General features: G+C 72.8%; 19 protein-coding genes and 6 pseudogenes. 11 read left to right on the forward strand and 14 right to left on the reverse strand.

Annotation, left to right across the window (positions count from 1 at the left end):
- Positions 1 to 12 precede the first annotated feature (12 nt).
- Entirely contained in the window at positions 13 to 768 is a 756-nt protein-coding gene (locus AMK21_RS24230; protein ID WP_073881486.1) for an acyltransferase, read from the forward strand.
- 122 nt (positions 769 to 890) lie between these two features.
- On the opposite strand, the gene AMK21_RS24235 is transcribed toward AMK21_RS24230, so the two are convergent.
- Both AMK21_RS24235 and AMK21_RS24240 read right to left on the reverse strand, forming a co-directional pair.
- The gene (locus AMK21_RS24235) at positions 891 to 1,697 is read right to left on the reverse strand and encodes an aminoglycoside N(3)-acetyltransferase (RefSeq protein ID WP_073881284.1); all 807 of its coding nucleotides are present in this window, start codon (positions 1,695 to 1,697) and stop codon (positions 891 to 893) included.
- Positions 1,698 to 1,736: 39 nt separating this feature from the next.
- Positions 1,737 to 2,144, reverse strand: a complete 408-nt coding sequence (locus tag AMK21_RS24240) for a CoA-binding protein (RefSeq protein ID WP_073881285.1) — start codon at positions 2,142 to 2,144, stop codon at positions 1,737 to 1,739.
- 75 nt (positions 2,145 to 2,219) lie between these two features.
- Here AMK21_RS24240 and AMK21_RS24245 point away from each other — a divergent pair, with 75 nt between their 5' ends.
- The 3 genes from AMK21_RS24245 (at position 2,220) to AMK21_RS24255 (ending at position 7,227) form a co-directional block, all read left to right on the forward strand.
- Entirely contained in the window at positions 2,220 to 2,846 is a 627-nt protein-coding gene (locus tag AMK21_RS24245; RefSeq protein WP_073881286.1) for a YigZ family protein, read from the forward strand.
- A 206-nt stretch (positions 2,847 to 3,052) separates the two neighbouring features.
- Positions 3,053 to 4,222 (forward strand): exonuclease SbcCD subunit D, encoded by a 1,170-nt coding sequence (locus AMK21_RS24250; RefSeq protein WP_073881287.1) that lies wholly within the window; start codon positions 3,053 to 3,055, stop codon positions 4,220 to 4,222.
- Positions 4,219 to 7,227 carry an AAA family ATPase gene (locus tag AMK21_RS24255; protein WP_073881288.1) on the forward strand — a complete coding sequence of 1,003 codons (3,009 nt, stop codon included), beginning with the start codon at positions 4,219 to 4,221 and terminating at the stop codon, positions 7,225 to 7,227. The genes AMK21_RS24250 and AMK21_RS24255 overlap by 4 nt, the downstream gene beginning before the upstream one ends.
- Positions 7,228 to 7,245: 18 nt before the next feature.
- On the opposite strand, the gene AMK21_RS24260 is transcribed toward AMK21_RS24255, so the two are convergent.
- A complete protein-coding gene (locus tag AMK21_RS24260; RefSeq protein ID WP_073881289.1) occupies positions 7,246 to 7,692 on the reverse strand; it encodes an Lrp/AsnC family transcriptional regulator in 447 nt (148 codons plus the stop codon).
- A gap of 88 nt (positions 7,693 to 7,780) precedes the next feature.
- Here AMK21_RS24260 and AMK21_RS24265 point away from each other — a divergent pair, with 88 nt between their 5' ends.
- Positions 7,781 to 8,275, forward strand: coding sequence for a rhodanese-like domain-containing protein (locus AMK21_RS24265; protein WP_073881290.1), 495 nt, complete (start codon positions 7,781 to 7,783; stop codon positions 8,273 to 8,275).
- Positions 8,276 to 8,624: 349 nt separating this feature from the next.
- Here the strand turns inward: AMK21_RS24265 and AMK21_RS24270 are convergent, their stop codons facing one another.
- Both AMK21_RS24270 and AMK21_RS24275 read right to left on the reverse strand, forming a co-directional pair.
- The gene (locus tag AMK21_RS24270; RefSeq protein ID WP_073881291.1) at positions 8,625 to 10,313 is read right to left on the reverse strand and encodes a DUF885 domain-containing protein; all 1,689 of its coding nucleotides are present in this window, start codon (positions 10,311 to 10,313) and stop codon (positions 8,625 to 8,627) included.
- 67 nt (positions 10,314 to 10,380) lie between these two features.
- The gene (locus AMK21_RS24275) at positions 10,381 to 10,869 is read right to left on the reverse strand and encodes an Lrp/AsnC family transcriptional regulator (protein ID WP_073881292.1); all 489 of its coding nucleotides are present in this window, start codon (positions 10,867 to 10,869) and stop codon (positions 10,381 to 10,383) included.
- A 59-nt stretch (positions 10,870 to 10,928) separates the two neighbouring features.
- On the opposite strand from AMK21_RS24275, the gene AMK21_RS24280 reads away from it, so the two are divergent.
- Positions 10,929 to 12,173: a trans-sulfuration enzyme family protein gene (locus tag AMK21_RS24280; protein ID WP_073881293.1), complete on the forward strand. Its 1,245-nt coding sequence runs from the start codon at positions 10,929 to 10,931 to the stop codon at positions 12,171 to 12,173.
- On the opposite strand, the gene AMK21_RS24285 is transcribed toward AMK21_RS24280, so the two are convergent.
- Together AMK21_RS24285 and AMK21_RS24290 are read right to left on the reverse strand one after the other, a co-directional pair.
- Positions 12,076 to 13,509 (reverse strand): GNAT family N-acetyltransferase, encoded by a 1,434-nt coding sequence (locus AMK21_RS24285; protein WP_073881294.1) that lies wholly within the window; start codon positions 13,507 to 13,509, stop codon positions 12,076 to 12,078. The two genes, AMK21_RS24280 and AMK21_RS24285, sit on opposite strands and share 98 nt — an antisense overlap.
- A 138-nt stretch (positions 13,510 to 13,647) precedes the next feature.
- Positions 13,648 to 13,967, reverse strand: a pseudogene (locus AMK21_RS24290) (hypothetical protein); the annotation flags it as partial.
- Between AMK21_RS24290 and AMK21_RS24295 the strand changes: the two are divergent.
- Positions 13,967 to 14,264 (forward strand): annotated as a pseudogene (locus AMK21_RS24295) (hypothetical protein); the annotation flags it as partial. The pseudogenes AMK21_RS24290 and AMK21_RS24295 overlap by 1 nt on opposite strands.
- Positions 14,265 to 14,667: 403 nt before the next feature.
- Here AMK21_RS24295 and AMK21_RS24300 read toward each other — a convergent pair.
- Both AMK21_RS24300 and AMK21_RS24305 read right to left on the reverse strand, forming a co-directional pair.
- The gene (locus tag AMK21_RS24300; protein WP_073881295.1) at positions 14,668 to 16,260 is read right to left on the reverse strand and encodes an alkaline phosphatase D family protein; all 1,593 of its coding nucleotides are present in this window, start codon (positions 16,258 to 16,260) and stop codon (positions 14,668 to 14,670) included.
- Positions 16,261 to 16,424: 164 nt separating this feature from the next.
- Positions 16,425 to 17,137 (reverse strand): annotated as a pseudogene (locus AMK21_RS24305) (hypothetical protein); the annotation flags it as partial.
- Between AMK21_RS24305 and AMK21_RS34905 the strand changes: the two are divergent.
- Positions 17,104 to 17,298 (forward strand): annotated as a pseudogene (locus tag AMK21_RS34905) (EamA family transporter); the annotation flags it as partial. The pseudogenes AMK21_RS24305 and AMK21_RS34905 overlap by 34 nt on opposite strands.
- A 63-nt stretch (positions 17,299 to 17,361) precedes the next feature.
- Here AMK21_RS34905 and AMK21_RS24315 read toward each other — a convergent pair.
- Positions 17,362 to 18,246, reverse strand: a complete 885-nt coding sequence (locus AMK21_RS24315) for an alpha/beta fold hydrolase (RefSeq protein ID WP_073881298.1) — start codon at positions 18,244 to 18,246, stop codon at positions 17,362 to 17,364.
- A 122-nt stretch (positions 18,247 to 18,368) separates the two neighbouring features.
- Between AMK21_RS24315 and AMK21_RS24320 the strand changes: the two are divergent.
- Together AMK21_RS24320 and AMK21_RS24325 are read left to right on the forward strand one after the other, a co-directional pair.
- Positions 18,369 to 19,002, forward strand: a pseudogene (locus AMK21_RS24320) (sigma factor).
- A gap of 237 nt (positions 19,003 to 19,239) precedes the next feature.
- On the forward strand, positions 19,240 to 20,007 hold the full coding sequence (locus AMK21_RS24325) for a GntR family transcriptional regulator (RefSeq protein ID WP_073881299.1): 768 nt from the start codon (positions 19,240 to 19,242) through the stop codon (positions 20,005 to 20,007).
- A 200-nt stretch (positions 20,008 to 20,207) separates the two neighbouring features.
- Here the strand turns inward: AMK21_RS24325 and AMK21_RS24330 are convergent, their stop codons facing one another.
- Positions 20,208 to 21,365, reverse strand: a complete 1,158-nt coding sequence (locus AMK21_RS24330) for an ROK family protein (RefSeq protein ID WP_073881300.1) — start codon at positions 21,363 to 21,365, stop codon at positions 20,208 to 20,210.
- 100 nt (positions 21,366 to 21,465) lie between these two features.
- A pseudogene (locus AMK21_RS36270) lies at positions 21,466 to 21,741 on the reverse strand (response regulator transcription factor); the annotation flags it as partial.
- Positions 21,742 to 21,819: 78 nt separating this feature from the next.
- Between AMK21_RS36270 and AMK21_RS24340 the strand changes: the two are divergent.
- Positions 21,820 to 22,257: a hypothetical protein gene (locus AMK21_RS24340; protein WP_073881302.1), complete on the forward strand. Its 438-nt coding sequence runs from the start codon at positions 21,820 to 21,822 to the stop codon at positions 22,255 to 22,257.
- Between the two features lie 34 nt (positions 22,258 to 22,291).
- Here AMK21_RS24340 and mug read toward each other — a convergent pair whose 3' ends face one another.
- On the reverse strand, positions 22,292 to 22,849 hold the full coding sequence (gene mug, locus AMK21_RS24345; protein WP_073881303.1) for a G/U mismatch-specific DNA glycosylase: 558 nt from the start codon (positions 22,847 to 22,849) through the stop codon (positions 22,292 to 22,294).
- A gap of 19 nt (positions 22,850 to 22,868) precedes the next feature.
- On the reverse strand, positions 22,869 to 24,311 hold the full coding sequence (purB, locus tag AMK21_RS24350; RefSeq protein ID WP_199863277.1) for an adenylosuccinate lyase: 1,443 nt from the start codon (positions 24,309 to 24,311) through the stop codon (positions 22,869 to 22,871).
- Positions 24,312 to 24,377 lie beyond the last annotated feature (66 nt).

The raw sequence follows: 24,377 nt of genomic DNA on the forward strand, positions 1-24,377 counted from the left end.
TACCGTGAGCCCGTGCCGAAGAACCGAAACACGTTCTCCTTCCTTGCCCGCCAACGCCGCCGCGCCGCCTCCTGGGCGGTCCACCGCGGCTGGGCATGGGCGCAGAAGGCGGGTGCCGTCACCGCCGAGCACCCGGGCCGGCTGCGCTTCGGCGCGATCGGGGAGGGGACCCGGCTGGCCTTCCCCCAGGGCACCGTCTTCGGGGAGCCGTGGATCCAGCTCGGCGGGCACTGCGTCATCGGCGAGCAGGTGACCCTGACGGCCGGGATGATGCCGGACCTGGACCTGGGGCCCGAGCCGATCCTGACGCTGGGCGACGGGGTGGTGCTGGGGCGTGGCAGCCACGTCATCGCCGACACGACGGTGAGCATCGGCTCGGACACGTACTGCGGTCCCTACGTCTACATCACCTCCACGAACCACAGCTACGACGACCCGCACGAGCCCGTGGGCAAGCAGTGGCCCAGGATGGAGCCGGTGGAGATCGGCCCCGGCTGCTGGATCGGCACCGGCGCGGTGATCCTGCCCGGCGCCCGGCTCGGCCGCAATGTGGTGGTCGCCGCGGGCGCGGTCGTACGGGGCGAGGTTGCCGACCACGCGGTGGTCGCGGGGGCCCCGGCCCGTGTCGTGCGGAGCTGGGACCCGGAGAAGGGCTGGCAGCCGCCCCTGCGCACGCCGGCCCCCGTGCCGATCCCGAAGGGCGTCACGCCCGAGCAGCTGCTCGCGCTGGCCGATCTGGAGGAGGAGCAGGAGCCGGACGCTCGTTGAGGGCTTCCCGAAGAATTCCCGCGGGGCTTCCCGCCGGGGCGTGCCACCGTTCGAGACGCGGTTCCTCCGCACCACCCGCTGAGATGTGTTCACGCTTCGGACCTCCCGTCGGCCGCCGCTACTCAGTCGCCGGGCCGCCGGTGCTCCGTGAGCCACCCGGTGGCGAAGTCGACGGCCGCCCGGATCCTGAGCAGCCTGCACGGCGCGGACCCGAGCGGGGCCATCCGTACGTCACCGGGGCCGGCGGTCTCCTCGAACGCCGCGCCCATGGCGGCGAAGTCGCTGTCGTCCAGGGCGACATCCTCGTACTCCCACCACTGCCGCACACCCCGCGGGGTCACCACGCAGCGGTAGGTGCGGAAGGGAGGGCCGGGTCTGCGGTACTCGCCCAGGTGGAAGGCGGTGCACGTGTCGTAGCCGGTGCCGAGCAGGAGGATCCTGGCGTCGGCCTCGTACAGCCGGGCGAGCGGGGAGTCCTCGCCGAGGTGGCAGTTTGGCCGGTGCCCGGCGAGCAGCTTTCCGGCCGCGGGGCCGATCGCGGCGAAGGAGGTCTGCGGATGGCCGCTGCGCTCGGCCCCCGCCGCCGTCCGTACGGTCTCCGCCAGAACGCCTACTGAGGGGGCGGGGGTGGTCGCCGGATCGAACGGTGCCATCGACGCGCGGACGGCCTCGCGCGCCTCGGCGTCCAGGCCCCGCACGCGGGCACGGTAGTGCGGCGAGGTGTCCGAGTTCTCCGGGGTGAACGAGGGGACCACGACGGTCCCGTCCCGTCCCACCGCCCGGCGCAGGGCCGCCAGCACGGCCTCGGGCCCGCCGGCGACGGGCCCCACCGCCCGCAGGGAGGCGTGCACCAGCAGCACATCGCCGGGGCGCACGCCCAGCGCGGACAGCGCGGCGGTCAGCCGGTCGCTGTCGAGAGGGTCGCTCACGGCGGGGATCCCTCCCCACGCCGGGCCCTCCCCACACCGCTAGCCCAGGCTCGGAATCTCGATCGCCGGGCACCGGTTCATCACCATGTCCAGCCCCGCCGCGCGCGTCCGCTCGTAGGCGGCCGGGTCCACGACGTCGAGCTGGAACCACACCGCCTTCGCCCCCACCGCCACCGCCTCCTCCGCGACCCCGCCCGCCAGCTCGCTGTTGAGGAACACGTCCACCACGTCCACCGGGAACGGGATCTCCGCCAGCGAGGCGTACCCCTGCTCCCCGTGCACGGTCTCGGCCTTCGGATGCACCGGCACCACCCGCTTGCCGAAGCGCTGGAGGACCTGCGCCACCCCGTAGGCGGCCCGGGAGCGGTTGTTGGAGAGGCCCACCACCGCCCAGGTGTCGCCCGAGTCCTGAAGAATCCGCCGGATCGTCTCTGTCTCGTTGTCCATGCCGGGACAACCGCTGGTCCCGGCCCCGTCATTCCCGCCGGAACCTGCTGCCGTCGCGGCGCATAGGGTGGACGGATGCAGGAGCAGTACCGGACCGTCGCCCGCGCGGGTGTGCACGAGAGCGAGATCAACCGATCGCGTTTCCTCTGCTCCCTCGCCCCCGCCGCCACCGAACACGAGGCGCAGGACTTCGTCGCACGCGTCCGCAAGGAGCACCCGACCGCCACCCACAACTGCTTCGCGTACGTGATCGGCGCCGACGCCTCCGTACAGAAGGCCAGTGACGACGGTGAGCCCGGCGGCACCGCGGGCGTCCCGATGCTCCAGATGCTGATGCGCCGCGAGGTGCGGTACGTCGCGGCGGTCGTCACCCGCTACTACGGCGGGGTCAAGCTGGGGGCAGGCGGGCTGATCCGTGCGTACGGGGGAGTGGTCGGCGAGGCCCTCGACGCACTCGGCACGATCACCCGGCAGCGCTTCCGGCTGGCCACGGTCCGCGTCGACCACCAGCGGGCGGGCAAGCTGGAGAACGACCTGAGGGCCACCGGCCGGGACGTGCGCGAGGTGCGGTACGCGGAGGCCGTGACCATCGGGATCGGGCTGCCGGACGCCGATGTTCCCGCGTTCACCGCCTGGCTGGCCGACGCGACCGCGGGTTCGGCCACGCTGGAGCTGGGCGGCGAGGCGTACGGGGACGTGTGAGCCGACAGTCCCCGGGGGCGTGTCAGGGGACCGGCGGAGCGGGCGTGAGGGCAAGCCCACGCCGGGCAAATCCTTGATCGATGCGGGTTCGGCGGCCCGGCGGCGTTAGCGTGGTCCGTGCCGGCGGCGGGATCACGAGCCGCTCCGGCGGTGGCCCAGGGGCGGAGGACGACGTACATGCAGCTCGGAACAGGCGGAGCGATCGCGTGAGGATGCTGCACACCTCGGACTGGCACCTGGGCCGGTCCTTCCACCGCGTACCCCTCCTCGACGCCCAGGCCGCCTTCCTGGACCACCTCGTGGCCACCGCCCAGCAGCGGGAGGCGGACGTGGTCCTCGTCTCCGGCGATGTGTACGACCGGGCCGTCCCGCCGCTCACCGCCGTCGAGCTCTTCGACCGAGCGCTGCACCGGCTCGCCGCCATCGGTGTCCCCACCGTCATGATCTCGGGGAACCACGACTCGGCCCGCCGGCTCGGCGTCGGCTCCGGACTCTTCGACCGGGCCGGTATCCACCTGCGCACCGACCCCGAGAGCTGCGCCACCCCCGTCGTCCTCACCGACGCCCACGGCGACGTCGCCCTCTACGGCCTCCCCTACCTGGAACCGGCCCTGGTCAAGGACACCCTCCGTGCCGCCAAGGCCGGGCACGAGGCGGTCCTGACCGCCGCCATGGACCGGGTCCGCGCCGATCTGGCCACCCGCCCCGCCGGAACCCGCTCCGTCGTCCTCGCGCACGCCTTCGTGGCGGGCGGCGAACCCAGCGACAGCGAGCGCGACATCACCGTCGGCGGGGTTGCCGCCGTACCGGCCGGGGTCTTCGACGGCGCCGACTACGTGGCCCTCGGCCACCTCCACGGCTCCCAGCGCGTCACGAGCCGCGTCCGCTACTCCGGCTCCCCGCTCGCCTACTCCTTCTCCGAGACCGACCACCGCAAGACCATGTGGCTGATCGACCTCGACGGCAACGGGGACATCGCCGCCGAGGAAAGGATCGACTGCCCCGTCGAGCGCCCCCTCGCCCGGCTCCGCGGCCGCCTCGGCACCCTGCTGGAGGACCCGGCCCTCGACCGCCACGAACACGCCTGGGTCGAGGCCACCCTCACCGACCCCGTGCGCCCCGCCGAGCCCATGGCGCGCCTCGGCGCCCGCTTCCCGCACACCCTCAGCCTCGTCTTCGACCCCGAACGGCCCCCTGAGGACCCGCTCGCCTCCTACGCCCAGCGCCTCCAGGGCCGCGACGACCACCAGATCGCGGAGGACTTCGTGGCCCACGTGCGCGGCGGCAGCGGTCCCAGCGACCCCGAACGCACCGTGCTGCGCGCCGCGTTCGACGACGTCCGGGTCGACGAGAGCGTGCGCGAGGTGTCCCGTTGAGACTGCACCGCCTCACCCTCACCGCCTTCGGTCCGTTCGGCGCCACCCAGGAAGTCGACTTCGACGCCCTCTCCTCGGCCGGCCTCTTCCTGCTCCACGGCCCGACGGGTGCCGGGAAGACGTCGGTCCTGGACGCCGTCTGCTACGCCCTGTACGGAGCCGTCCCCGGCGCCCGCCAGAGCCCCGGCGCCACCCTCCGCAGCGACCACGCCCCCGCCGGCCTGCCCACCGAGGTCCAGCTGGAGCTGACGGTCGGCGGCCGCCGCCTCGAAGTCACCCGCAGCCCCGCCCAGCCGCGCCCCAAGAAGCGTGGCGACGGCTTCACCCTGGAGAAGGCCCAGAGCCGACTGCGCGAGCGCGACCCCGAGGGCGACTGGCAGGGCCTCAGCAAGTCGCACCAGGAGATCGGCGAGGAGCTGGCCCAGCTGATCGGCATGAGCCGGGACCAGTTCTGCCAGGTCGTGCTGTTGCCCCAGGGCGACTTCGCCCGTTTCCTGCGCTCCGACGCCGAGGCCCGCGGCAAGCTCCTCGGCAAGCTCTTCGACACCCGCCGCTTCGCCGCCGTCGAGGAGCGGCTCGCCGAACTGCGCCGGGCTGCCGAGGCCCGGGTGAAATCCGGCGACGAGCAGATCCTCGCCCTCGCCCAGCGCATCGCCCAGGCCGGCGGCCCCGCGGCGGCCGAGGCCGGACCGCCCGCCGACCGGCCGGGCGAACCCGGCCTCGCCGAAGCCGTTCTGGAGTGGGCCGCGATCGCGCGCAGCGCCGCCCGTGAACACCTCGACATCGCGCACGCGGTGGTCGCGGAGGCGGAGAATCGTCAACTGGACGCCCGCCGCGCGCTGGACGCCGAACGCGAACTGGCCCGCCTCCAGCAGCGGTACGCGGAGACTCTGCGGCGAGCCGAGGCGCTGGAGGAGCGGCGTCCCGAACACGACTGCTGCCAGGAGCAGTTGGAGCGTGCCCGCAAGGCGGACCGGGTCGCGCCGGCGCTGGAGCTGCGCGAGGAGGCCGAGCGTGACCACCGGGCGGCGAGCGACGCCCTCGACCGGACCCGAGGGCTGCTGCCCGCAGAGCTGGCCGACGCGGGGGCCGGTCAACTCGCCCAGATGGAGCGCCGGTTCCGGCAGGAGCTCGGCGGACTCGAAGCGGCCCGCAAGGCCGAGGCGCGCAGCGCGCGGATCGACGAGGAGCGTGTCCGGCTGAACCGGGACGCCCGCGCCGACGACGAGATCGTCCGGGAGGCGGACGCCTGGCTGGACGGCTGGGCCGCCACCCGCGCGGACCTTCGCCGGCGCGTCGAGACGGCCCAGGAGGCCGCCACCCGCGCTGAGCAACTCGCCGCACACCTCGCCCCGGCCCGCCTCCGGCTGGACGCGGCACGCCGGCGGGACGCGCTGGCCACCGACGTACAGGACGCCCGGGAGGCGCTCGCCGCCGTACGGGAACAGGCCCTGGCCGCCCATGAATTCTGGCTCGGGCTGCGGGAGCGCCGGCTGCGCGGCATCGCGGCGGAGCTGGCCGCCGGTCTCGTCGAGGGCGAGCCCTGCACGGTCTGCGGCTCCACCGGACACCCCGCCCCCGCCAGCCCCGGCGACGGTCACGTGGACCGGGCGACGGAGGAGAAGGCCCTCGATGCCCACCGGTCGGCCGAGGAGGCCCGCGCCCGCGCGGAGCAGGAACTCGGGCTCGTATGCGAACGGCACCTGACGGCTCAGGCCGCGGCGCGGGAGGAGGCGGCGAGCGATGATCCCGCCGTCGCCGAACTCCGCTCTCTGGTCGACCGGTTGACCGGTGACCACGCCGAGGCCCACCGCCTCGCCGCCGGGACGCATGCCGCCCGCGAAGCCCTCGCCGCCGCCGAACGCGAGCACGACGAGCGGGTGGAACAGCGGCAGGAGGCCAGGAGCCGGGCCGCCGCCCGCACCTCCCAGCGCGAGGCGCTCGACCGCGAGCAGGCCGGTCTGGAGGACCACATCACCGCCGCCCGGGGCGAGTCGGAGTCCGTCGCCGCGCACGCGGACCGGCTGACCCGCCGGGTCGCGCTCCTCGCCGACGCCGCCGAGGCCGTACGCGCCGAACAGGACACGGCCCAGCGGCGCAAGGAGGCCGACGACCGGCTCTCCGACGCGGCCTTCAAGGCCGGGTTCGACACCCCGCAGGCCGCCGCCGCGACGCTCCTCGGCGCCGCCGCGCAGCGCGACCTCCAGCACCGCATCGACGCCTGGCAGGCGGAGGCGGCGGCGGTCGCCGACCGCCGCACCGAACAGGACGCGCGGGAAGCCGCCCAACGCCCGGCGGCTCAGCCGGCGGCGGCCGAGAGCGCCCACGCGACAGCGGAATGGCTGCTGCGCGAAGCCGCCTCGGCACGCGCGGCCGCCCGCGACCGGTGCGCCGAACTCGACCGGCTCTCGGCACAGGCGGCCGAGGAGGTACGGCGACTGGGACCGGTGCGCCTGGAGTACGAGCGGGTCGCCCGGCTCGCCGGTCTCACCGCGGGGACCTCCGCCGACAACGAACGCAAGATGCGCCTGGAGGCGTACGTCCTCGCCGCCCGCCTCGAACAGGTTGCGGCCGCGGCCACCGCCCGGCTTCAGCGGATGTCCTCCGGCCGCTACACGCTCGTCCACTCCGACGCCCGCACGGGCGGCCGCCGGGCCGGGCTCGGACTTCACGTCGTGGACGCCTGGACCGGCAGCGAACGGGACACGTCGACGCTCTCCGGCGGGGAGACGTTCTTCGCCTCCCTGGCACTGGCGCTCGGTCTCGCCGATGTCGTCACCGAGGAGGCCGGGGGCGTACGCCTGGACACCCTCTTCATCGACGAGGGCTTCGGCAGTCTGGACGACCAGACCCTGGACGAGGTGCTCGACGTGCTGGACTCCTTGCGGGAGCGGGACCGCAGCGTCGGGATCGTCAGCCACGTGGCCGATCTGCGCCGCCGCATCCCCGCCCGGCTCGAAGTGGTCAAGGACCGGCACGGATCGACGGTGCACCACCGCCTCTGAGGGGGCCGTTCCGGCGGTTCAGCGACCGATCGCGCGCCGGGGGAGCGGCGAGGAGTAGACGACGCTGGTGGTGACCGAACCGAGGGCGCCGATCCGGCCGGTCACCTCCTCCAGATGCCGCATCGAGCGGGCCGTCACCTTGAGGACGAAGCAGTCGTCACCGGTGACATGGTGGGCCTCCACGATCTCCGGGGTCGTCTCCAGGAGGTCGTGGAACGGCTTGTAGTTCCCGTTCGGGTAGCGCAGCCGTACGAGGGCGAGGATCGGCAGCCCGAGCCGCTCGGCGTCGACCACCGCCGCGTAACCACTGATCACCCCGGTCTCCTCCAGGCGCCGCACCCGTTCCGTCACGGCGCTCGGGGACATGGCGACGGCACGGGCGAGCTCGGCGAAGGTGGCTCGGCCGTCGCGCTGGAGGACATCGAGAATGCGCCGGTCGGTGGCGTCCGGGGAATAGTCGGTCACGCCCCCAAGGCAACAGGGAAATCACCGGCAGATCAAGAGAAGGGCCGGGGAATTCTCCTTCCTGGTCCCGGACGGCGAGCATAGTTTCATGGTCATGACCTCCCCGACCACGGCCACCGCCGTCAACTCCGTCCTGCGCGTCCCGCCCGCCTCCCCGGCCGCGGCGGCCGCCTACTTCGGCGCCTCGCTCGCCTTCCACGCCGATGTCTCCGACGTCGCCTCCGCACTCGCCGCCGAGGGCGATCCCGGGTTCGTCGTCGTGGACTCCCGTTCCACCGTCTCCTGGGACCAGGGGCACATTCCCGGTGCGGTCCACCTGCCGACGGCGCTGATCCCCGGGCAGGCGGCCGCGCTGCTGGACCCGGCCGTCCCGGTGGTCACGTACTGCTGGGGGCCGGGATGCAACGGCGCCACCCGTGCCGCCCTGGCGCTCGCCCAACTCGGCTACCAGGTGAAGGAGATGCTCGGCGGCTTCGAGTACTGGGCGCGCGAGGGGTTCGCCTTCGAGACCTGGGAGGGCGGCGGGCAGCGCGCCGCCGACCCGCTCACCGCGCCGGTCGACGACGCGGACTGCGGCTGCTGAGGGCCGCGCCGACACCTTCAGGAGTGCCGCCCCGCAGTGGCCGCGGCGCCGGACGACGCCCCGGCCCCGGCACCCGCGGGCAGCCCGCCGACCTGGCCGTCACCGACCTCCACCACCCGTCACATCCCGTGCTCAACGCAACGCAGGTCGGTTGTGACCCAGCGCGGCCCGAGCCGCCGCGCCGCCTCACGCACCGGGCACGGCGACGTGCGGGGAGGGCCGGTCCGGCCGCAACGGGTCGGCGCGGAACAGGAATCCGGTCGGGGCTGCTGCCTGCCCACTTCGTCGCGCTCCGCCCGTCGGCCGGGACCCGCTCAACGAACGGGTCCCGGCCGACGGGCGGGGTGGGTCAGAGCCTGGACAGCTCGTCCACCAGATCGTCCAGGCCGAGCGACCCCTGGGAGAGGGCGGCCATGTGCCAGGCCTTGAGGTCGAACGCGTCGCCGTGCGCCGCGCGGGCGTTCTCCCGGCCGAGCAGCCACGCCCGCTCGCCCAGCTTGTAGCCGATGGCCTGGCCCGGCATCGACAGGTAGCGGGTCAGCTCACTCTCCACGAAGTCGGCCGGCCGCCCGCTGTGGCTGCCGAAGAACTCCTGTGCCAGGTCCGGTGTCCAGTGCTCGCCCGGGTGGAACGGCGAGTCAGCCGGAATCTCCAGCTCCAGGTGCATGCCGATGTCCACGATCACCCGGCAGGCCCGCATCATCTGCGCGTCCAGATAGCCCAGGCGCCGCTCCGCGTCGGGCAGGAAGCCCAGCTCGTCCATCAGCCGCTCCGCGTACAGCGCCCACCCCTCGGCGTTGGCGCTGACCTGGCCGAGCGACGTCTGATAGCGGGAGAGGCTGTCGGCGACATGCTTCCACTGCGCGATCTGGAGGTGGTGGCCGGGAACGCCCTCGTGGTACCAGGTCGAGACCAGGTCGTACACCGGGAAGCGAGTCTCGCCCATGGTGGGGAGCCAGGTGCGCCCGGGGCGCGAGAAGTCCTCGGAGGGACCCGTGTAGTACGGGGCCGCGGCGCCGCCGGGCGGGGCGATGCGGGACTCCACCCTCCGCACCCGTTCGGCCAGTTCGAAGTGCGTGCCGTCCAGCGCCTCGATGGCCTCGTCCATCAGGTCCTGGAGCCACTCGCGGACCTCCTCGACCCCTTCGATGTGCTTGCCGTGTACATCGAGGTGGGCGAGCGCCTCCCAGGGGCCGGCGCCCGGAAGGATCTTCGCGGCCTCGGTCTTCATCTCGGCCAGCAGGCGGTGGTACTCGGACCACCCGTACGCGTACGCTTCGTCGAGATCGAGGTCGGTCCCGTTGAACTGGCGCGTCCAGCGGGCATAGCGCTCCCGGCCCACCGTGTCGGGTGCCCCCTCGATCGCCGGGGCGTAGACGTCACGCATCCAGTCCCGCAGGGAGGCGAAGGCGGCGGTCGCGAGCCGCGCCGCCTCGGCCAGCTCCGGACGCCGGGCCTCCGGTGCGGGGGTGATGAAGTCCGCGAAGAAGGCGGTGTTCTCGCCGCCGCCGCTCCACTCCGTGAGCTGCCCGATGAAGGTGGCGGTCGCGCGGGGCCCGGCGTACAGCTTGCGCTCAAGACCGAGTCCGAGTGAGGCCCGGTACCCCTCGACCGCCGTCGGGACCGCGCGCAGCCGTTCCGCGATCGCCGCCCAGTCCTCCTCCGTTTCGGTGGGGGTGACCGTGAAGACCCCGATGAGACTGTGGGCGGGGGAGTGCAGGTTGGAGACGGTCCGCAGACCCTCCTCCGCGTCGTGCACGGCGAGTTCCGCCGTCAGCCGCTCCCGCAGGAGTCGCCCGCAGCGGCGTTCCTCGTCGCTTGCGGCCCCCGGCAGCCGCTCCGCGTCGTCCAGTTTCAGCAGCGTGGCACGGATGAGGTCGGCGGCCGCGGCCTGACCGGCCGGTGAGAAGTCGGGCAGGCGGCGCGAGCTTTCCGGGACACCCAGATAGGTGCCCGTGATGGGGTCGAGTTCGATGACTGCGTCGACGTAGGCGTCGGCGACCTGGCGGGGCAGCGCGCTGCTCGAAGTGTCTGACATGCGGACATCCTCCAACGACGGGCCCCTCCCCGTCACCACCGCCGAAGGGCGCACGTCCGAAAGACGATCACGGGCGGACCGGCTCGCCTGGCGGCAGCAGCGGGCCGCAGTCCCACTGCTGGAAGATCAGCCGGGTGTCCACCCGGGCCACCTCCCGGCGCGAGGTGAACTCGTCCAGGACCAGCCGCTGGAGATCCGCCGCATCGGCCACCGCCACCTGGACCAGATAGTCGTCGGGGCCGGTGAGATGGAAGAGCGCGCGGGACTCCGGCAGGGCCCGGACCCGGTCGACGAACGGGCCGATGAGCTCGCGGCGGTGCGGCCGGACCTGGACCAGGAGCAGCGCCTGGAGACCCCGGCCGAGCTTCGCCGGATCCAGCCGGAGCTGATCGCCGAGGATGACACCGGAACGGCGCAGCCGGGTCACCCGGTCCAGGCAGGTCGAGGGCGCCACCCCCACCTCGGCGGCGAGCTCCCGGTAGGTGGTCCGTGCGTCGTTCTGCAACAGCCGCAGAATCTGCAGATCCACCGGATCCAGAGCGACAGAATCGGTCATATGGCGAACGTAGCACGGTCTTTTACCGCTACGAGCCGGTAACTGTTCAGGGTGTTGTCATGGACAACGAAGTCTCGACGACGCCCCTCGCCCCCACCCCGTCCAGGGCGCTGGCCACCGAAGCCGTGCACGCCGGACGCGACGACCTCGCCTCCCTCGGCCTGCACGCCCCTCCGCTCGACCTGTCCACCACCTACCCCTCCTACGACTCGCGCGGCGAGGCCGAGCGGATCGACACCTTCGCCACCACGGGCGCCCGGCCGGACGGCCCGCCCGTCTACGCGCGGCTGGACAACCCGACCACCGCGCGCTTCGAGACGGCGCTCGCCCGACTGGAGGGGACCGACAGCGCTGTCGCGTTCGCCAGCGGGATGGCGGCTCTCACGGCGGTCCTGCTGGCCCGCGCGAGCATGGGACTGCGCCATGTCGTCGCGGTCCGGCCCCTCTACGGCTGCAGCGACCACCTGCTGGGTGCCGGGCTGCTGGGCACCGAGGTGACCTGGACCGACCCGGCGGGCATCGCCGACGCGATCCGCCCGGACACGGGTCTGGTGATGGTCGAGACCCCGGCCAACCCCACCCTGGCCGAGATCGACATCCGGGCCGTCGCCCACTCCTGCGGCTCCGTGCCGCTCCTGGTCGACAACACCTTCGCCACCCCGGTGCTCCAGCGCCCCGTCGAACACGGCGCCCGGATCGTCCTGCACAGCGCCACCAAGTACCTCGGCGGACACGGCGATGTGATGGGCGGAGTCGTGGCCTGCGACGAGGAGTTCGCCGCCCGGCTGCGCCAGGTGCGGTTCGCCACCGGGGGCGTGTTGCACCCGCTGGCCGGCTACTTGCTCCTGCGGGGACTGTCCACCCTTCCGGTACGCGTACGTGCCGCCTCGGCGACCGCCGCCGAACTCTCGCGCAGGCTGACCGCCGACCCCCGGATCGCCCGGGTGCACTACCCGGCGATCGGCGGGGCGATGGTCTCCTTCGAGGTGTACGGGGACCCGCACGCCGTGATCGCCGGCGTACGGCTCATCACCCCCGCCGTCAGCCTGGGCAGCGTGGACTCGCTGATCCAGCACCCGGCCTCCATCAGCCACCGCATCGTGGAGGAGGGCGACCGGCAGGCGTCCGGCGTCGGTGACCGGCTGCTGCGCATGTCGGTCGGGCTGGAGGACGTCGAGGATCTCTGGGCCGACCTGTGCCAGGCCCTCAGCGACGGGCCCGTTCCGCGGGTTCGGACCGCTGAGCGGGTCGCGAGTCCGTCGGCTGAGCCGTCCGCTCCGTCGCACTCGTCAGTCGCGCGGTGATGACCAGGGTGCCTTCCTCGATCTGGTAATCGAGGGGCAGCTCCAGGGCGCGCATCGCCGCGACCATGCCGGTGTTGCGGGACTGGGTGACGGCGTACACGCTGTCGCAGCCCGCCTCCTCGGCGAGCTGCACCAGACGGCCGAGCAGCTCCGAACCGATGCCCCGGCGCTGCCAGTCGTCCTCGACGAGGAGGGCCACTTCGGTCTCGTCGCCGTCCCAGAGGAGGTGGCCCAGGGCCACCAGCTTGCCGGAGGCGGTCTGGACGGCCAGCGTGCGGCCGAACCGTGGGCTCAGCAGGTGGTCCAGGTAGCGGTCCGCGTCCCCGACGGGCCCGTGGTAGCGCAGGCCCAGGGTGCGCGGGGAGCACCGGTCGTGCATGGCGCGGGCGGCGGCGAGATCGCTGCGGTCCGCGCGGCGCACGGTGATCTCGTTGCCCTCGGGCAGCGTGAGGATGTCCTCGCTACGGGGCACCCGCGGGCCGAGCCGGGCGTCCAGCTCCACCAGGGCGCGGGCCCGGGCGAACTCGGTCGGGGTGAACGGCAGATAGGGCCGCTCGACGGAGATGACGCCGCCGGACGGGTCGCGCAGGCGCATCACCGTCTCCTCCAGCACGCCTTCGACCGGGGCGCTCTCCCCGGTCGGGCGGCCGGTGATGGAGACGGCGGGCAGCGAGTGGATGGTGCACCGGCCGAGCAACTGGCGGAGGGCGAGGGGGAGTTCCGCTGCGTCGAGCGCCGTGCGGGTGGCCAGCGAGAGCACCCGGGTCGGCGTGTCGACCAGATCGTGGGTGTCTGCCCGCTCGATCCAGGTGGAGGTGCCGCCGGCGCCCGAGATCTGCCGGGTCAGCTCCGGCGCCGGGAGCGAGGCGGGCGCCCGCAGCAGGAACTCGTCGACCGTCCCGTCGGCCAGCGGGTGGGTCTGGAGCGTCAGGATGTCGATACGGAGCCGGGCGAGCACCAGGCACAGCGCGGCCAGACTGCCCGGGGCGTCACGCACGGTCGTCCGCATCCGCCACAGGACCGTCTCCCCGGCGCCCGCGCCGGCCTCGGCTCCGGACCCGTCGATCGAACCGGTGGTCTCGTCCGGCGCCGGATCGGACGCGCCCGGTTCCTTCGGCGGGGGAGCGTTGCTGTGCCGGCGCGCCCACCACGTGTGGAACGTCGCCGTGGCCACCAGGGCCACGGCCGACGCCATGAGCAGGTAGGGCCCGTCGGGCTGGTGCCCGATCAGGTTGGCGATCGCGTCGGCCACGGCGACCGCGGTGAACAGCGCGGCCAGCTCGATCAGGTCCCGCCGCCAGTGGTGCGGACGGCGGGCGGTCTTCGAAGACGTCACATCAGTCATGTCCTTACTCTGGATGACTGGTGTTGCCTGATCACGAACACCTTGTGACTGATGGGTTAAGTGTGGATCTGATCCCCTATCGGCGTTTTTCGGCCGCATCTTGTGTCCTGTGATCAGCCTGGTTCGTGATCACTGAGGCCCCTGACCGCTGTCCCTGACGATGGCCGCGTGCAGGCGGGCGGCCTGCCGGACGGTCTGCGAGGACCCCTTGCGCCCGGCCGTCGCGGCCAGCCCGGCGATCGGCTCGATCCCCTCCGCACCGCCGTGCTCGATGCCTTCCGTACCGCAGCGCTCGGCGCACTCCGCCGCCACGGCCAGCAGGTCCCCGAGGCCCCGGGGCGCCTTCCGTACGCAAGCAGGGTGGGCAGCGCCGTGGCGAGCACGCCCAGCACGGTCCGGTACGCACCTGTGGCGGCCGCCGTCCGGGCGGCGTCGGCCAACCGGTTGACAGTGCTGTCACTGGGGCACCGAGCAGTGCCCGCACTGGGCCGCCACACTGCCCGAGGACGGGGAGACCCTGGCCGCCTGGCTGATGCGGGGCCTGGTTCCTGCCGCCGCTGATGGAGACGGGGGGCGAGGCCGGTGTCGCGGTGCACCTCGCCCTGGCCTACGGGCTGGGCGCCCGGCACCCCGAGGACCGGATATCCGCGGTGGACGCGCTCCTCGTGCTGGCCGCTCAGGGGCGACTGGACACGGCGCTGCTGGGGCGTGAGCTGGGGGCGCTCGTCGACCACGACCTGGTCAAGGCCCGCACCAGCTTCTTCTCCCGGCGGAAGAGGACCGAGCCCGACACCTCGGCGAGATCCCCGGTGGACAGCTCGCCCCGTGCGTCCAGCCGAGCGAGCACGTCCTGGGCATGGGAGGCCACCACGGAGATGCCGTCCGCCGCCATGCCCATCCAGTCGCGGAGGTGGGCCCTCTCCTCGTCCTCCGTGATGCTGGCGGGTCACACACCGTTCGGCCAGCTGCGACCGGTCGAGCACGCCCTCCTCGGCGAGCGCGCAGAGCGCGGCCGGCCAGATCGTCCCGGTGATCGTGGCTCGACCACTGACTGACGTCCTGCTGGGCTGTCTCCGCGTTGTCCTGTCCGGCCGCCGGGAGCTGTTCAACGGGCCCCGGAGCAGCCGCCCGCTCAGTTCAGGTGGTCCCTCACTGGCCGACGCGGCCCGGCCGCAGAACCTTGGTGAACAGCACCCCGCCGCCCTCCGCCCGCAGACGTACCGTCAGCTCCGCGCTGTCGCCGTCGATCTCGACCTCTCCGAAGAACTGCGGCGACTCCATCGGCGACACATTGGCCCGGTCCGGCGCCCGGACGAAGACACGGTCGGGTCCGAAGGTGCCGTCCAGTGCGTTGGCCGGAAATCCCCCAGCGGCCAGCGGGCCCGAGACGAACTCCCAGAACGGTGCGAAATCCTTGAACGCCGCCCGCTCGGGGGCGTAGTGCTGCGCCGAGGTGTAGTGCACGTCGGCCGTCAGCCACAGGGTGCCGGTGACCTTGCGGTGCTTGATGAACCGCAGCAGCTCGGCGATCTGCAGCTCACGCCCGAGCGGAGCCCCCGGATCGCCCTGTGCCACCGCCTCGAAGTCCGTCGCCCCGTCCGGTACCACCAGGCCGAGCGGCATGTCGGCCGCGATCACCTTCCACACCGCGCGGGACTCGGCAAGGGAGCGTTTGAGCCAGCGCAGCTGCTCGGCACCGAGGATGCCGGTCGTGTCGTCGGCCTGCCGGCCGGGGGAGTTGCGGTTGCGGTGCGAGCGCATGTCGAGGACGAAGACGTCCAGCAGCGGTCCGTGGTGGACGACCCGGTACATGCGGGAGCGCCGCGAGGAGGCGCCGTACGAGCTGTTCGGCGCCGATACGGGAAAGTACTCGTGGAAGGCGCGCGCGGAGCGGGCCGCGAGGATGTCGACGTTCTTCTCGGTGTAGCGCGTGTCGTCGAGGATCTGGCCGGGGTACCAGTTGTTGCGTACCTCGTGGTCGTCCCACTGGACGACGGAGGGGACCTGCGCGTTGAACCGCCGGACGTTGCGGTCGAGCAGGTTGTAGCGGAAGTTCCCCCGGTACTCGTCCAGCGTCTCGGCGACCTTGGCCTTCTCCTCGGTCATGACGTTGTGCCAGGTCCTGCCGTCGGGCAGGGTCACGCTCGGCTGGAGCGGCCCGTCCGCGTAGACGGTGTCGCCGCTGCACAGGAAGAAGTCCGGGTCGAGGCGGCGCATCTCCTCGTAGACGCGGTAGCCGCCGATGTCCGGGTTGATGCCCCACCCCTGCCCCGCGATGTCCCCGGACCACAGGAAGCGCACCCCGTCATGGCGCCGGGCCGGAGCGGTACGGAAGGTTCCGTACACCGGTTTACCCGTACGGCGCGGATCGCCGGGGTCGGCCAGCGTGACGCGGTAGTGCACCTGCTCGCCCGCCGGAAGGCCGTACAGGGGAGTGGTGCCGGTGAAGTCCGACCCCGGGCCGATCAGCGGCCCGTACCAGGTCCGGGCCCGGCGGAAGGACTCGGTCGACGCGGTCTCCACCAGCATCCGGGCGGGCCGGTCCGACCGCACCCACACCAGCGCGGACGAGGCGGTGACGCTCCCCACCTGCACGCCCCACGCCGCCTCCGGCCGTCCCGCCAGCGCCAGGGCGGGAGCCGCGCCGACGGCCGTGGTCATGGCGGCCGCGGCCGGGACGAGCAGCGAGCCCCGCAGAACGGTACGGCGGGCCGGCGAGGGGATGTGCGGACGGTGCGGCATCGAAGCGCCTCCAGGACGGTGGGCGGAACGGACGGGCGGAAACCGGGCCGGGGCGGCCGCAGCGCTCCGCCGGACCTGAGCCGGTCTCCGCCCCCATGCCTAGTGGGCCGCGGAAACCGCTGTCCCAACGCCAGGTGAACGGGGTCGGTCCGATGAGCCGTCAGGCCCGAGCACCCGCGCCCGGGTCCCCGCGCGGCCGCGAGCATCCCGACGCCCCGGGAGATGTCCCCCGCCCCCAGATGGGCGTAGCCGAGCCGAGCACGAGCGCCACCGTGCCGTCCTGCGGCCCGGCCTCCCCGCAGTCGCTCAGCGGCCGCAGCGCGATGCCCGCCCGGTCCGCGCGGCTCAGGAACGCGCCTTCGGGACCGTACCGTTCGGGCAGCCGCGCGATGATGTGCAGCCCGGCGGCGATGCCGCTGACCGCCGTACCCGGGAAGTGCTCACCGAGGGCGGCCACCAGCGCGTCCCGGCGCTCCCGATAGGCGCGCTGGCAGCGGCGCAGCTGCCGGTCGTAGGCGCCGCGGACGATGAAGTCGGCCAGAACCGCCTGGTCGATGGCGGGGTTTCCCAGGTCCATAGTCCGCCTCGCGCGCCCAGTCGAGCAACTCACGGCGGCGCTCGGCGGAGTAGGCGATTCCGGGGGGAACTGGTGCGCCGCCGCGCGCACTCCGTCGCTCACCCAGGTCCCCGCGCCCTGCCCGCTGCGCAGATAGCTCTCGGCGGTCAGCTGTTCGTACGCCTCGGTGACCAGCCCGCGTGACACCCCGAGATCTGCGGAGAGTTCCCGGCGCGGCGACGGTGTGCGCCGTCGCCGCCGTACAGTCCGTGCTGCTCGGGCTGGTGATGGACGGCAGCGCGTTCCCGCGGGTGCCGACACCGGCCGAGGCGACGGCCCTGCTCTGGCAGGCCGTCGTCGTGACCGTGATCGGCTTCGTCTGCCGGTACATCGGCCTGCAGCGCATCGGGGCCGAACGCGCCACCCCCTTCTCCGGCCTCATCCCGGTCTCCGCCGCGCTGACGGCGCCGCTCGTCGGCGCGGGGACGTACGGCCTGGCGCAGGGCGTGGGGAGCTTGCTCGTCGGCGCCGGGGTGGCGCTCGGCTCAGGCGTCCTGGGGCGCCGCGAGACGGCCGGGCCGATGAAGCGCCCCGTCCCCTCCGCGGCTGGTGTCGAGGATGACGCGGGCCACCAGGGCCGGGTCGTCGTTCATCGGGACGTGCCCGCAGCCGGGCAGCCGCACGAGCCTGGCCTCCGGGATCACGTGCTTGGCGCGGATGCCCTGCCTCCGGAGCAGGATGCGGTCGCGGGTGCCCCAGGCGACGGTGACGGGGATGCCCTTCACATCGTCGGTGAAGGAGACGCTCCCGCCGGCGGCCAGCGTCTGGTGGAAACCGGTCGCTCCCCGCAGGGCCAGGGTCTCGGCGGCGACGGCCTCGGGTGAACGCCTGCCGGGCCGAGCGTAGATCGTGCTGGTCAGCACCGTACGACCGGCCGCGCTGCGGGAGAGCCGCTTGATCGCGGGCTCCGGGAGGGCCAGCGCGGCGCGGCGCATCGCCCGCAGGGTCGTGAAGGCGTAGCGGCGCTCCGGCTCGTTCCAGAATCCCGCGGGCGACAGGGCGGTCACCGAGCGGACCAGCTCCGTGCGCCCCAGCTCAAGGGCGAAGAGGCCCCCGAGGGAGTTGCCGGCCACATGCGGGCGGTCGAGGCCCAGCGCCCCGAAGAGGGCCCCGAGGACCGGGGTGACCGCCTCCAGCGTGTACGGGACTCCGTCCGGCAGCCCCGGGGACGCGCCGAAGCCGGGCAGGTCGAGGGCTATCACCTCGCGCTCGGCGGCCAGGATCCGCGTCACCGGGTCCCAGGCCTGGTGGTGATGGCCGATGCCGTGGAGCAGGACCAACGGCTCTCCCGCACCGGTCCGTTCGTACTCCACCGAGACCGGACGGGGGCCGTGCGCCGAATCGACGGTGAAGGAGACCGTGGTGGTCATGGAGCTGCTCCCTGGACTGGGTAGACATCGCGTCAACAACAATTACCGTCCGGTAGCCGGCAGTTCAAGGGCTCCGGCGATTCCCGCTGGACACCGCCCGGCGTGTCGGCCGGGATGGGCCGGTGGCGGCCGACCCCGCGACCGACGTCTTCGAAGAGCACCGGCCCCGTCCGCACCGGCGTCGCCCACCGCGTGCTCGGCCCTGTCGCCGATGCCGAGGACGTCGTGCAGGAGGCATGGCTGAGGTGGTCGTCCGCGGCCCGGCAAGGCGTCCGCGAGCCGAGAGCCTTCCTCGTGCGGATCACCACACGGCTGGCCATCGACCGGCTGCGTCACCTGAAGTCGCGCCGGGACCTCGCCGAGCGGTTCCTGGCCGCCGCGTCCGGCGGTTCCATCGAGCGGCTGATGGCTCTCCTGGCACCGGACGTCCGGGTCGTCAGCGACCCGGGTGGCAGGGCGAAGGCCGCGCTGCGCGTCATCGAGACCGCCGACGAGGTCGGCCGGTTCCTCGCCGCGGTCGGCCAGGAGGTGGGGCCGGACCGGGACGCGCGCGTCGCGGAGTTCGACGGCGGACCCGCTGTGGCGTGCTTTGTCGGAGGGAGACCGGACACTTTCTTCCAGATCGAGGTCCGGGGTGGCGCCATTCAATGCATCTATATCGTTCGTAATGCGGACAAGCTCGTCGGGCTGTCCGCCGTGTGGCCGGTCGAGTTTTCCGGCCAGGGGAGATCCGGACGATCCTCCTCCCGCGGATGACCCGCGGTCGACTTGCGAAAGCCCCGCCACCGGCCCGGTGATGGGGCTTCATGCTGTGCGCGGCTCACGGCACCGCGAACGTCTTGTGAACGCTCTGCGCCAAAGTCCCGTTTCGTTCCGTTACGGAATAAGGATTGGTCTTGACCAAGGGGGTGCGCCATCCTAAGGTCACCTTAAGACAGGAACCTTTAATAAATAGCGTCGCGGAAAAGCCGCTGGGCGATTGCGGAGGACTTGGTGGGGACCACGCAGCTGGAATCGGTGCAGGAGCCGAAGTACTGGCACCTCAAGACCGTGCTCAGTGAGGCACTCGACTCGGACTTCGCGGTGGGTGAGATCCTGCCCAACGAGCGGGACCTCGCGGCACGGTTCGGCGTCGCGCGTGCCACGCTCCGGCAGGCTCTGGAGCAGCTCGAACTCGAAGGCAGACTGCAGCGCCGCCGGGGCGTCGGTACGACCGTCGCCCCGCCGCGCGTGGGCGTCGCCGTCTCCACCGCCCAGCACGAGTGGACGGGCGGTGCGACCGGCGAGGCATGGCAGCCCGTCGGCTGCGCGAGCGAGGCGGCCCCGAGCGCTGTGGCCGCCATGCTCGGCACCGGAACCGAGCCCGTGCACGTGGTGCGGCGTATCCGCGACACGCATGGCCAGGCGGTGGCGGCCGAGCTTCTGTACGTGCCTGCCTCCTCGGTGCCCGACCTCTCCGCGATCGACGCCCCGTCCGGCACCGTCCGCGCCCGGGCCGTCCTGCGCGAACTGCACCGGCTGGGCCTGGAGGGGCAGGACCGTTCCGTGGAGCTCGGATCGGCGCGCGCGGACGACGCCAAGGAGCTCGACCGGCTCCCCGGCGCACCCGTCCTCGTCGTCACCACCCGGTACTTCGCCGCGGGCGGTACGGCCGCGGTGTCCATCGCCACCTACCGGGCGGACACCTGCCGACTCACCTTCGGGGACTCCGGCGCCCTGGAGATCAGCCACGACGGGCAGCGGGATCGCCAGGCTTCCTGACGCCTCGCGCGCCGGGAGCCTGCGGGCCGCCGCAGCCCGGAAGGCCGCAGAAGATCCGGGCCTTCCGTGACCAGCGCCACCTGATGGCGGTCCGCCGGGAAGCCGGCCGGGCCGCCATCGGCGCGTCTGTTGTCCCGCCGAGCTCCCGCAGCCGGCGCGCGTCGGGCCCGGCCCCCGCACGTCATCCGGCCCGTCCGCGATCAGCGTCGGGCCGTCACCGCGCCCTCCACGGCGAACAACTGCTCCTCGACGTGGTCCAGCGCCAGCCGCAGGGCCCCCGTCGCGACCGCGGCCTCCCCGAGCAACGACAACGTCACCCGTGGCGGGCGCAGACAGTAGCGGGCCAGCTCTTCGCGCAGCGGCTCCAGCACCCCGTCCAGGCCGGCGGCCCAGCCACCGACCACCACCAGCTCCGGGTCGAGCGCCAGCGCCAGGGCCGCCACATCGTGCACGAGCCGCTGGAGGAACCGCTCGACGGCCGCCTGCGCCTCCGCATCGCCCTGCCGTGCCTTGGCGAACACCACCGCCACCGCCTGCTCGTCCAGCGGCTCCAGCGGGGTGCCCGTGGTCGACAGCAGATGCTCCGGAGTCACGTCCCTGCCCAGCAGGTGCAGAGCGCCGATCTCCCCGGCCGCCCCGCCGAACCCCCGGTGCAGGCGCCCGCCGATCAGTGAACCGGCCCCCGGACTCAGCCCCGCCAGGACGAAGACGACGTCGTCGGACTCGGTGGCCGCGCCCTTCCAGTGCTCGGCGACGGCGGCTGCGTTGGCGTCGTTCTCGACGAGGACCGGGCAGCGGAACGAACGGCGCAGCCGCTCCCCGAGCGGGAGCCCCGTCCACCCCGGCAGCGCCGTGCCGAGCCGAACGGTCCCATCGGCCTCCACGATGCCGGGGCTGCCGACGCCGACGGCACGCAGACTGCTCCGGGCCACCCCCGTACGGCGCAGCAGGTCCGCGATCACGGCTCTCACCTGGTCGAGCCGCTCGTCCGCACCGGCCGTCTCCGACACCGTGCGGGAACCCGCCCCGGTCACCCGGCCGTCGAGCCCCGACAGGAGCGCCGAAACCCGGTGCGGGCCGATCTCGACGCCCAGCAGATGTCCGGCCTCGGCACGGAAGCGGAACCGGCGGGCAGGCCGTCCCTGGCGCCGCGCCTCACTCTCGTCGGGCAGGGCCTCGACCACCAGTCCTGCCTCGAACAGCCCCTCGACCACGCCTTCGACCGTCGGACGGGAGAGACCCGTGATCCGGGTCAGATCCGTCAGCGTCGGCGAGCCGGCCCCTCTCAGGGCGTGCAGTACCACCGCTGAATTGATCCGCCGCAGCAGCGACGGATCTCCCCCGGTCAGCCGGCTCACGGTGTGTCCTCCCAGCTCGTGCGCATGTCTGCCGGATCGTACTCGCTGCTCGCAGGGCCTGCGAGCGGCTCCGCAAGCCGGTATCGAGCCGCAACCTGCGTCAGCTCGGAGCCAGGGAACCGGACTCGTACGCCGCGATGACCGCCTGGGTACGGTCCCGGGCACCCAACTTCGCGAGAATCGAACGGACATGGGCTTCACCGTCTCGACCCCGGCGGTCAGCCCGGAGGAGATCTCCGCGTTCGAACAGGTCCCGGGCCACCAACCGGAGCACTTCCTCCTCCCGGTCGGTGGGCGCGGCCCACTCCAGAGCCACCCGCGCCTCGTTCGTGCCTTCGGACCCTCCCCGCAACGTCTCGTAGACGTACTCGTCGTTGGTGGGCGGTGCGTCGGTGCGACGCCTGAGCCCGGGGCCAGGGCATCGGCCGTCAGTGCCGGACGGTTTACTGACGTCATGACGACCGCACACCATCTCCGCCTCATCGACGGGATGTGCACCGGGGACTTCCCCCAGGAGCGCACGCCGTCGGTCTCGGGAGTCAGCGGACCCGGCTATCACACGGCATTCCTGCGCACCGGCCATGAACCATGGGAAGACGACGAACCGCCCGGCCCGGAGCACCGGGCCCAATGCCTGGCGGAGCACGACGCGCTGCTCACGCTCCTCACCGCGCGCTGGGGCGAACCCCAGGTGATGAGCCTGTGGAGCGCCCAGGAGCGGATGCTGGCGGGCGAAGTGATACCGGCCCCCTGGGCGGACCCGGTGGCCGGATGCGAATTCGTCCGACTCTGGCAGGTCGAGGAGCGGTGGCTCGCCATCGGGCTGGTCCTGGAAGAAGAGGGGCCGGGCTGCGAGCTGACGGTGCTGGTGACGGTCATCGACCCACCCTGATCCGGACGGAAGGGACCGGCGGTCGGCGAGGGCCTCAGCCGGGAGAGTCCGGTGCTGATGACGGGAGGGCCTCACGGAGGCGGGCGTACTCCTCGGCCATCGCGTCGATCGTCCAATGGGCGTTGAGGCCGCTGGGGTTGGGCAGAGCCCACACGTGGGCACCGCCGATCGTGCGCACCTGCCGGCCGATCCGTGCGCGGGGCTCCCCGAAGGCCGTGCGGTAGGCGGTGATTCCGACGACCGCGAGCCACGCCGGCGCGAGCCGCTCGACCCTCTCGGTGAGCGCAGCCCCGCCCTCCCGGAACTCTTCCGCGCCGAGCTCGTCCGCACGAGCCGTCGCCCGGGCCACCACATTGGTGATGCCGAGGCCGAGGGGCAGAAGTTCGGACTGTTCCGAAGGCAGCAGTTGCCGGGGCGTGAAGCCCGAACGGTGGAGGACCGGCCAGAACCGGTTGCCGGGGTGGGCGAAGTGATGGCCCGTGGCAGCGGTCTTCAGGCTCGGATTGATACCACAGAAGAGCACGCGCAGACCGCCCGCGGCCACATCGGGGACGATGCGGTCGCGGGCGGCGCGAAGCTCCTCGGGGGTCACGCGGTGCGGGCGGTGCCGGTCAGAGGATCGAGCCCGGGGCGTAGGCCGCGGCCCGGGGGTGCTGCTTGGTGATCTCCTCGATCCGGGACACCAGCACCGCCACCTGGTCACCCGCGGCGCCCGTGAACGAGAGCTTGTCCGCCATCAGCGCGTCCAGCTCCGCACGGTCCAGCGGGATGCGCTCGTCGGCGGCCAGCTTGTCGAGCAGCTCGTTGCGCTCGGCACCCTGCTCCCGCATCGCCAGTGCGGAGGCGACCGCGTTCTCCTTGATCGCCTCGTGGGCCACCTCGCGGCCCACCCCGGCCCGCACGGCACCCATGAGGACCTTGGTCGTCGCCAGGAAGGGAAGGTAGCGGTCCAGCTCACGAGCAACGACCGCGGGGAACGCGCCGAACTCGTCCAGCACCGTCAGGAAGGTCTCCAGCAGGCCGTCGAACGCGAAGAACGCGTCCGGCAGCGCCACCCGGCGGACCACGGAACAGGACACGTCGCCCTCGTTCCACTGGTCACCCGCCAGCTCACCCGTCATCGAGGCGTAACCCCGCAGGATCACCATCAGGCCGTTGACCCGCTCGCAGGAGCGCGTGTTCATCTTGTGCGGCATCGCGGACGAGCCGACCTGGCCGGGCTTGAAGCCCTCCGTCACCAGCTCGTGCCCGGCCATCAGCCGGATCGTCTTCGCCACCGACGAGGGCGCCGCGGCGAGCTGCACCAGAGCGGTCACCACGTCGTAGTCGAGCGAGCGGGGGTAGACCTGGCCGACCGAGGTGAACGCCTCGGCGAAACCGAGGTGTCCGGCGATGCGCTGTTCCAGGTCGGCGAGCTTGTCGGCGTCACCGCCCAGGAGGTCCAGCATGTCCTGCGCCGTACCGACCGGGCCCTTGATCCCGCGCAGCGGGTAACGGGAGAGGAGGTCCTCCAGCCGGCCGTAGGCCACCAGCAGCTCGTCGGCCGCGGTCGCGAAGCGCTTGCCGAGCGTCGTCGCCTGCGCGGCGACATTGTGCGAGCGGCCGGCGATCACGAGCTCGCGGTACTCCGCCGCGAGCTTGCCGAGCCGGGCCAGCACGGCCACGGTGCGGTCGCGCATCAGCTCCAGCGAGAGGCGGATCTGCAGCTGCTCGACGTTCTCCGTCAGATCCCGGGAGGTCATGCCCTTGTGGACCTGCTCGTGACCCGCTAGAGCGTTGAACTCCTCGATCCGGGCCTTCACGTCATGCCGGGTGATCTTCTCGCGCTCGGCGATCGACGCCAGGTCGACCTGGTCGAGCACGCGCTCGTAGTCGGCCAGTGCTTCATCCGGCACCTCGATCCCGAGGTCCTTCTGAGCGCGCAGCACCGCCAGCCACAGCTGACGCTCCAGCTTCACCTTCTGCTCGGGGGACCAGAGGACGGCCAGCTCCGTTGAGGCGTAGCGGCCGGCCAGGACATTGGGGATGCGAGGCTTCGCAGACACAGCAGTCACGTGAAGGGATTCTACTGTCGGTTTCTGCAGGCCAGCGCCGCGGGCCTCTTTGTGGCTTGCTACGAG

The sequence above is a fragment of the Streptomyces sp. CB00316 genome (genome assembly GCF_001905595.1).
GTDB lineage: Bacteria > Actinomycetota > Actinomycetes > Streptomycetales > Streptomycetaceae > Streptomyces.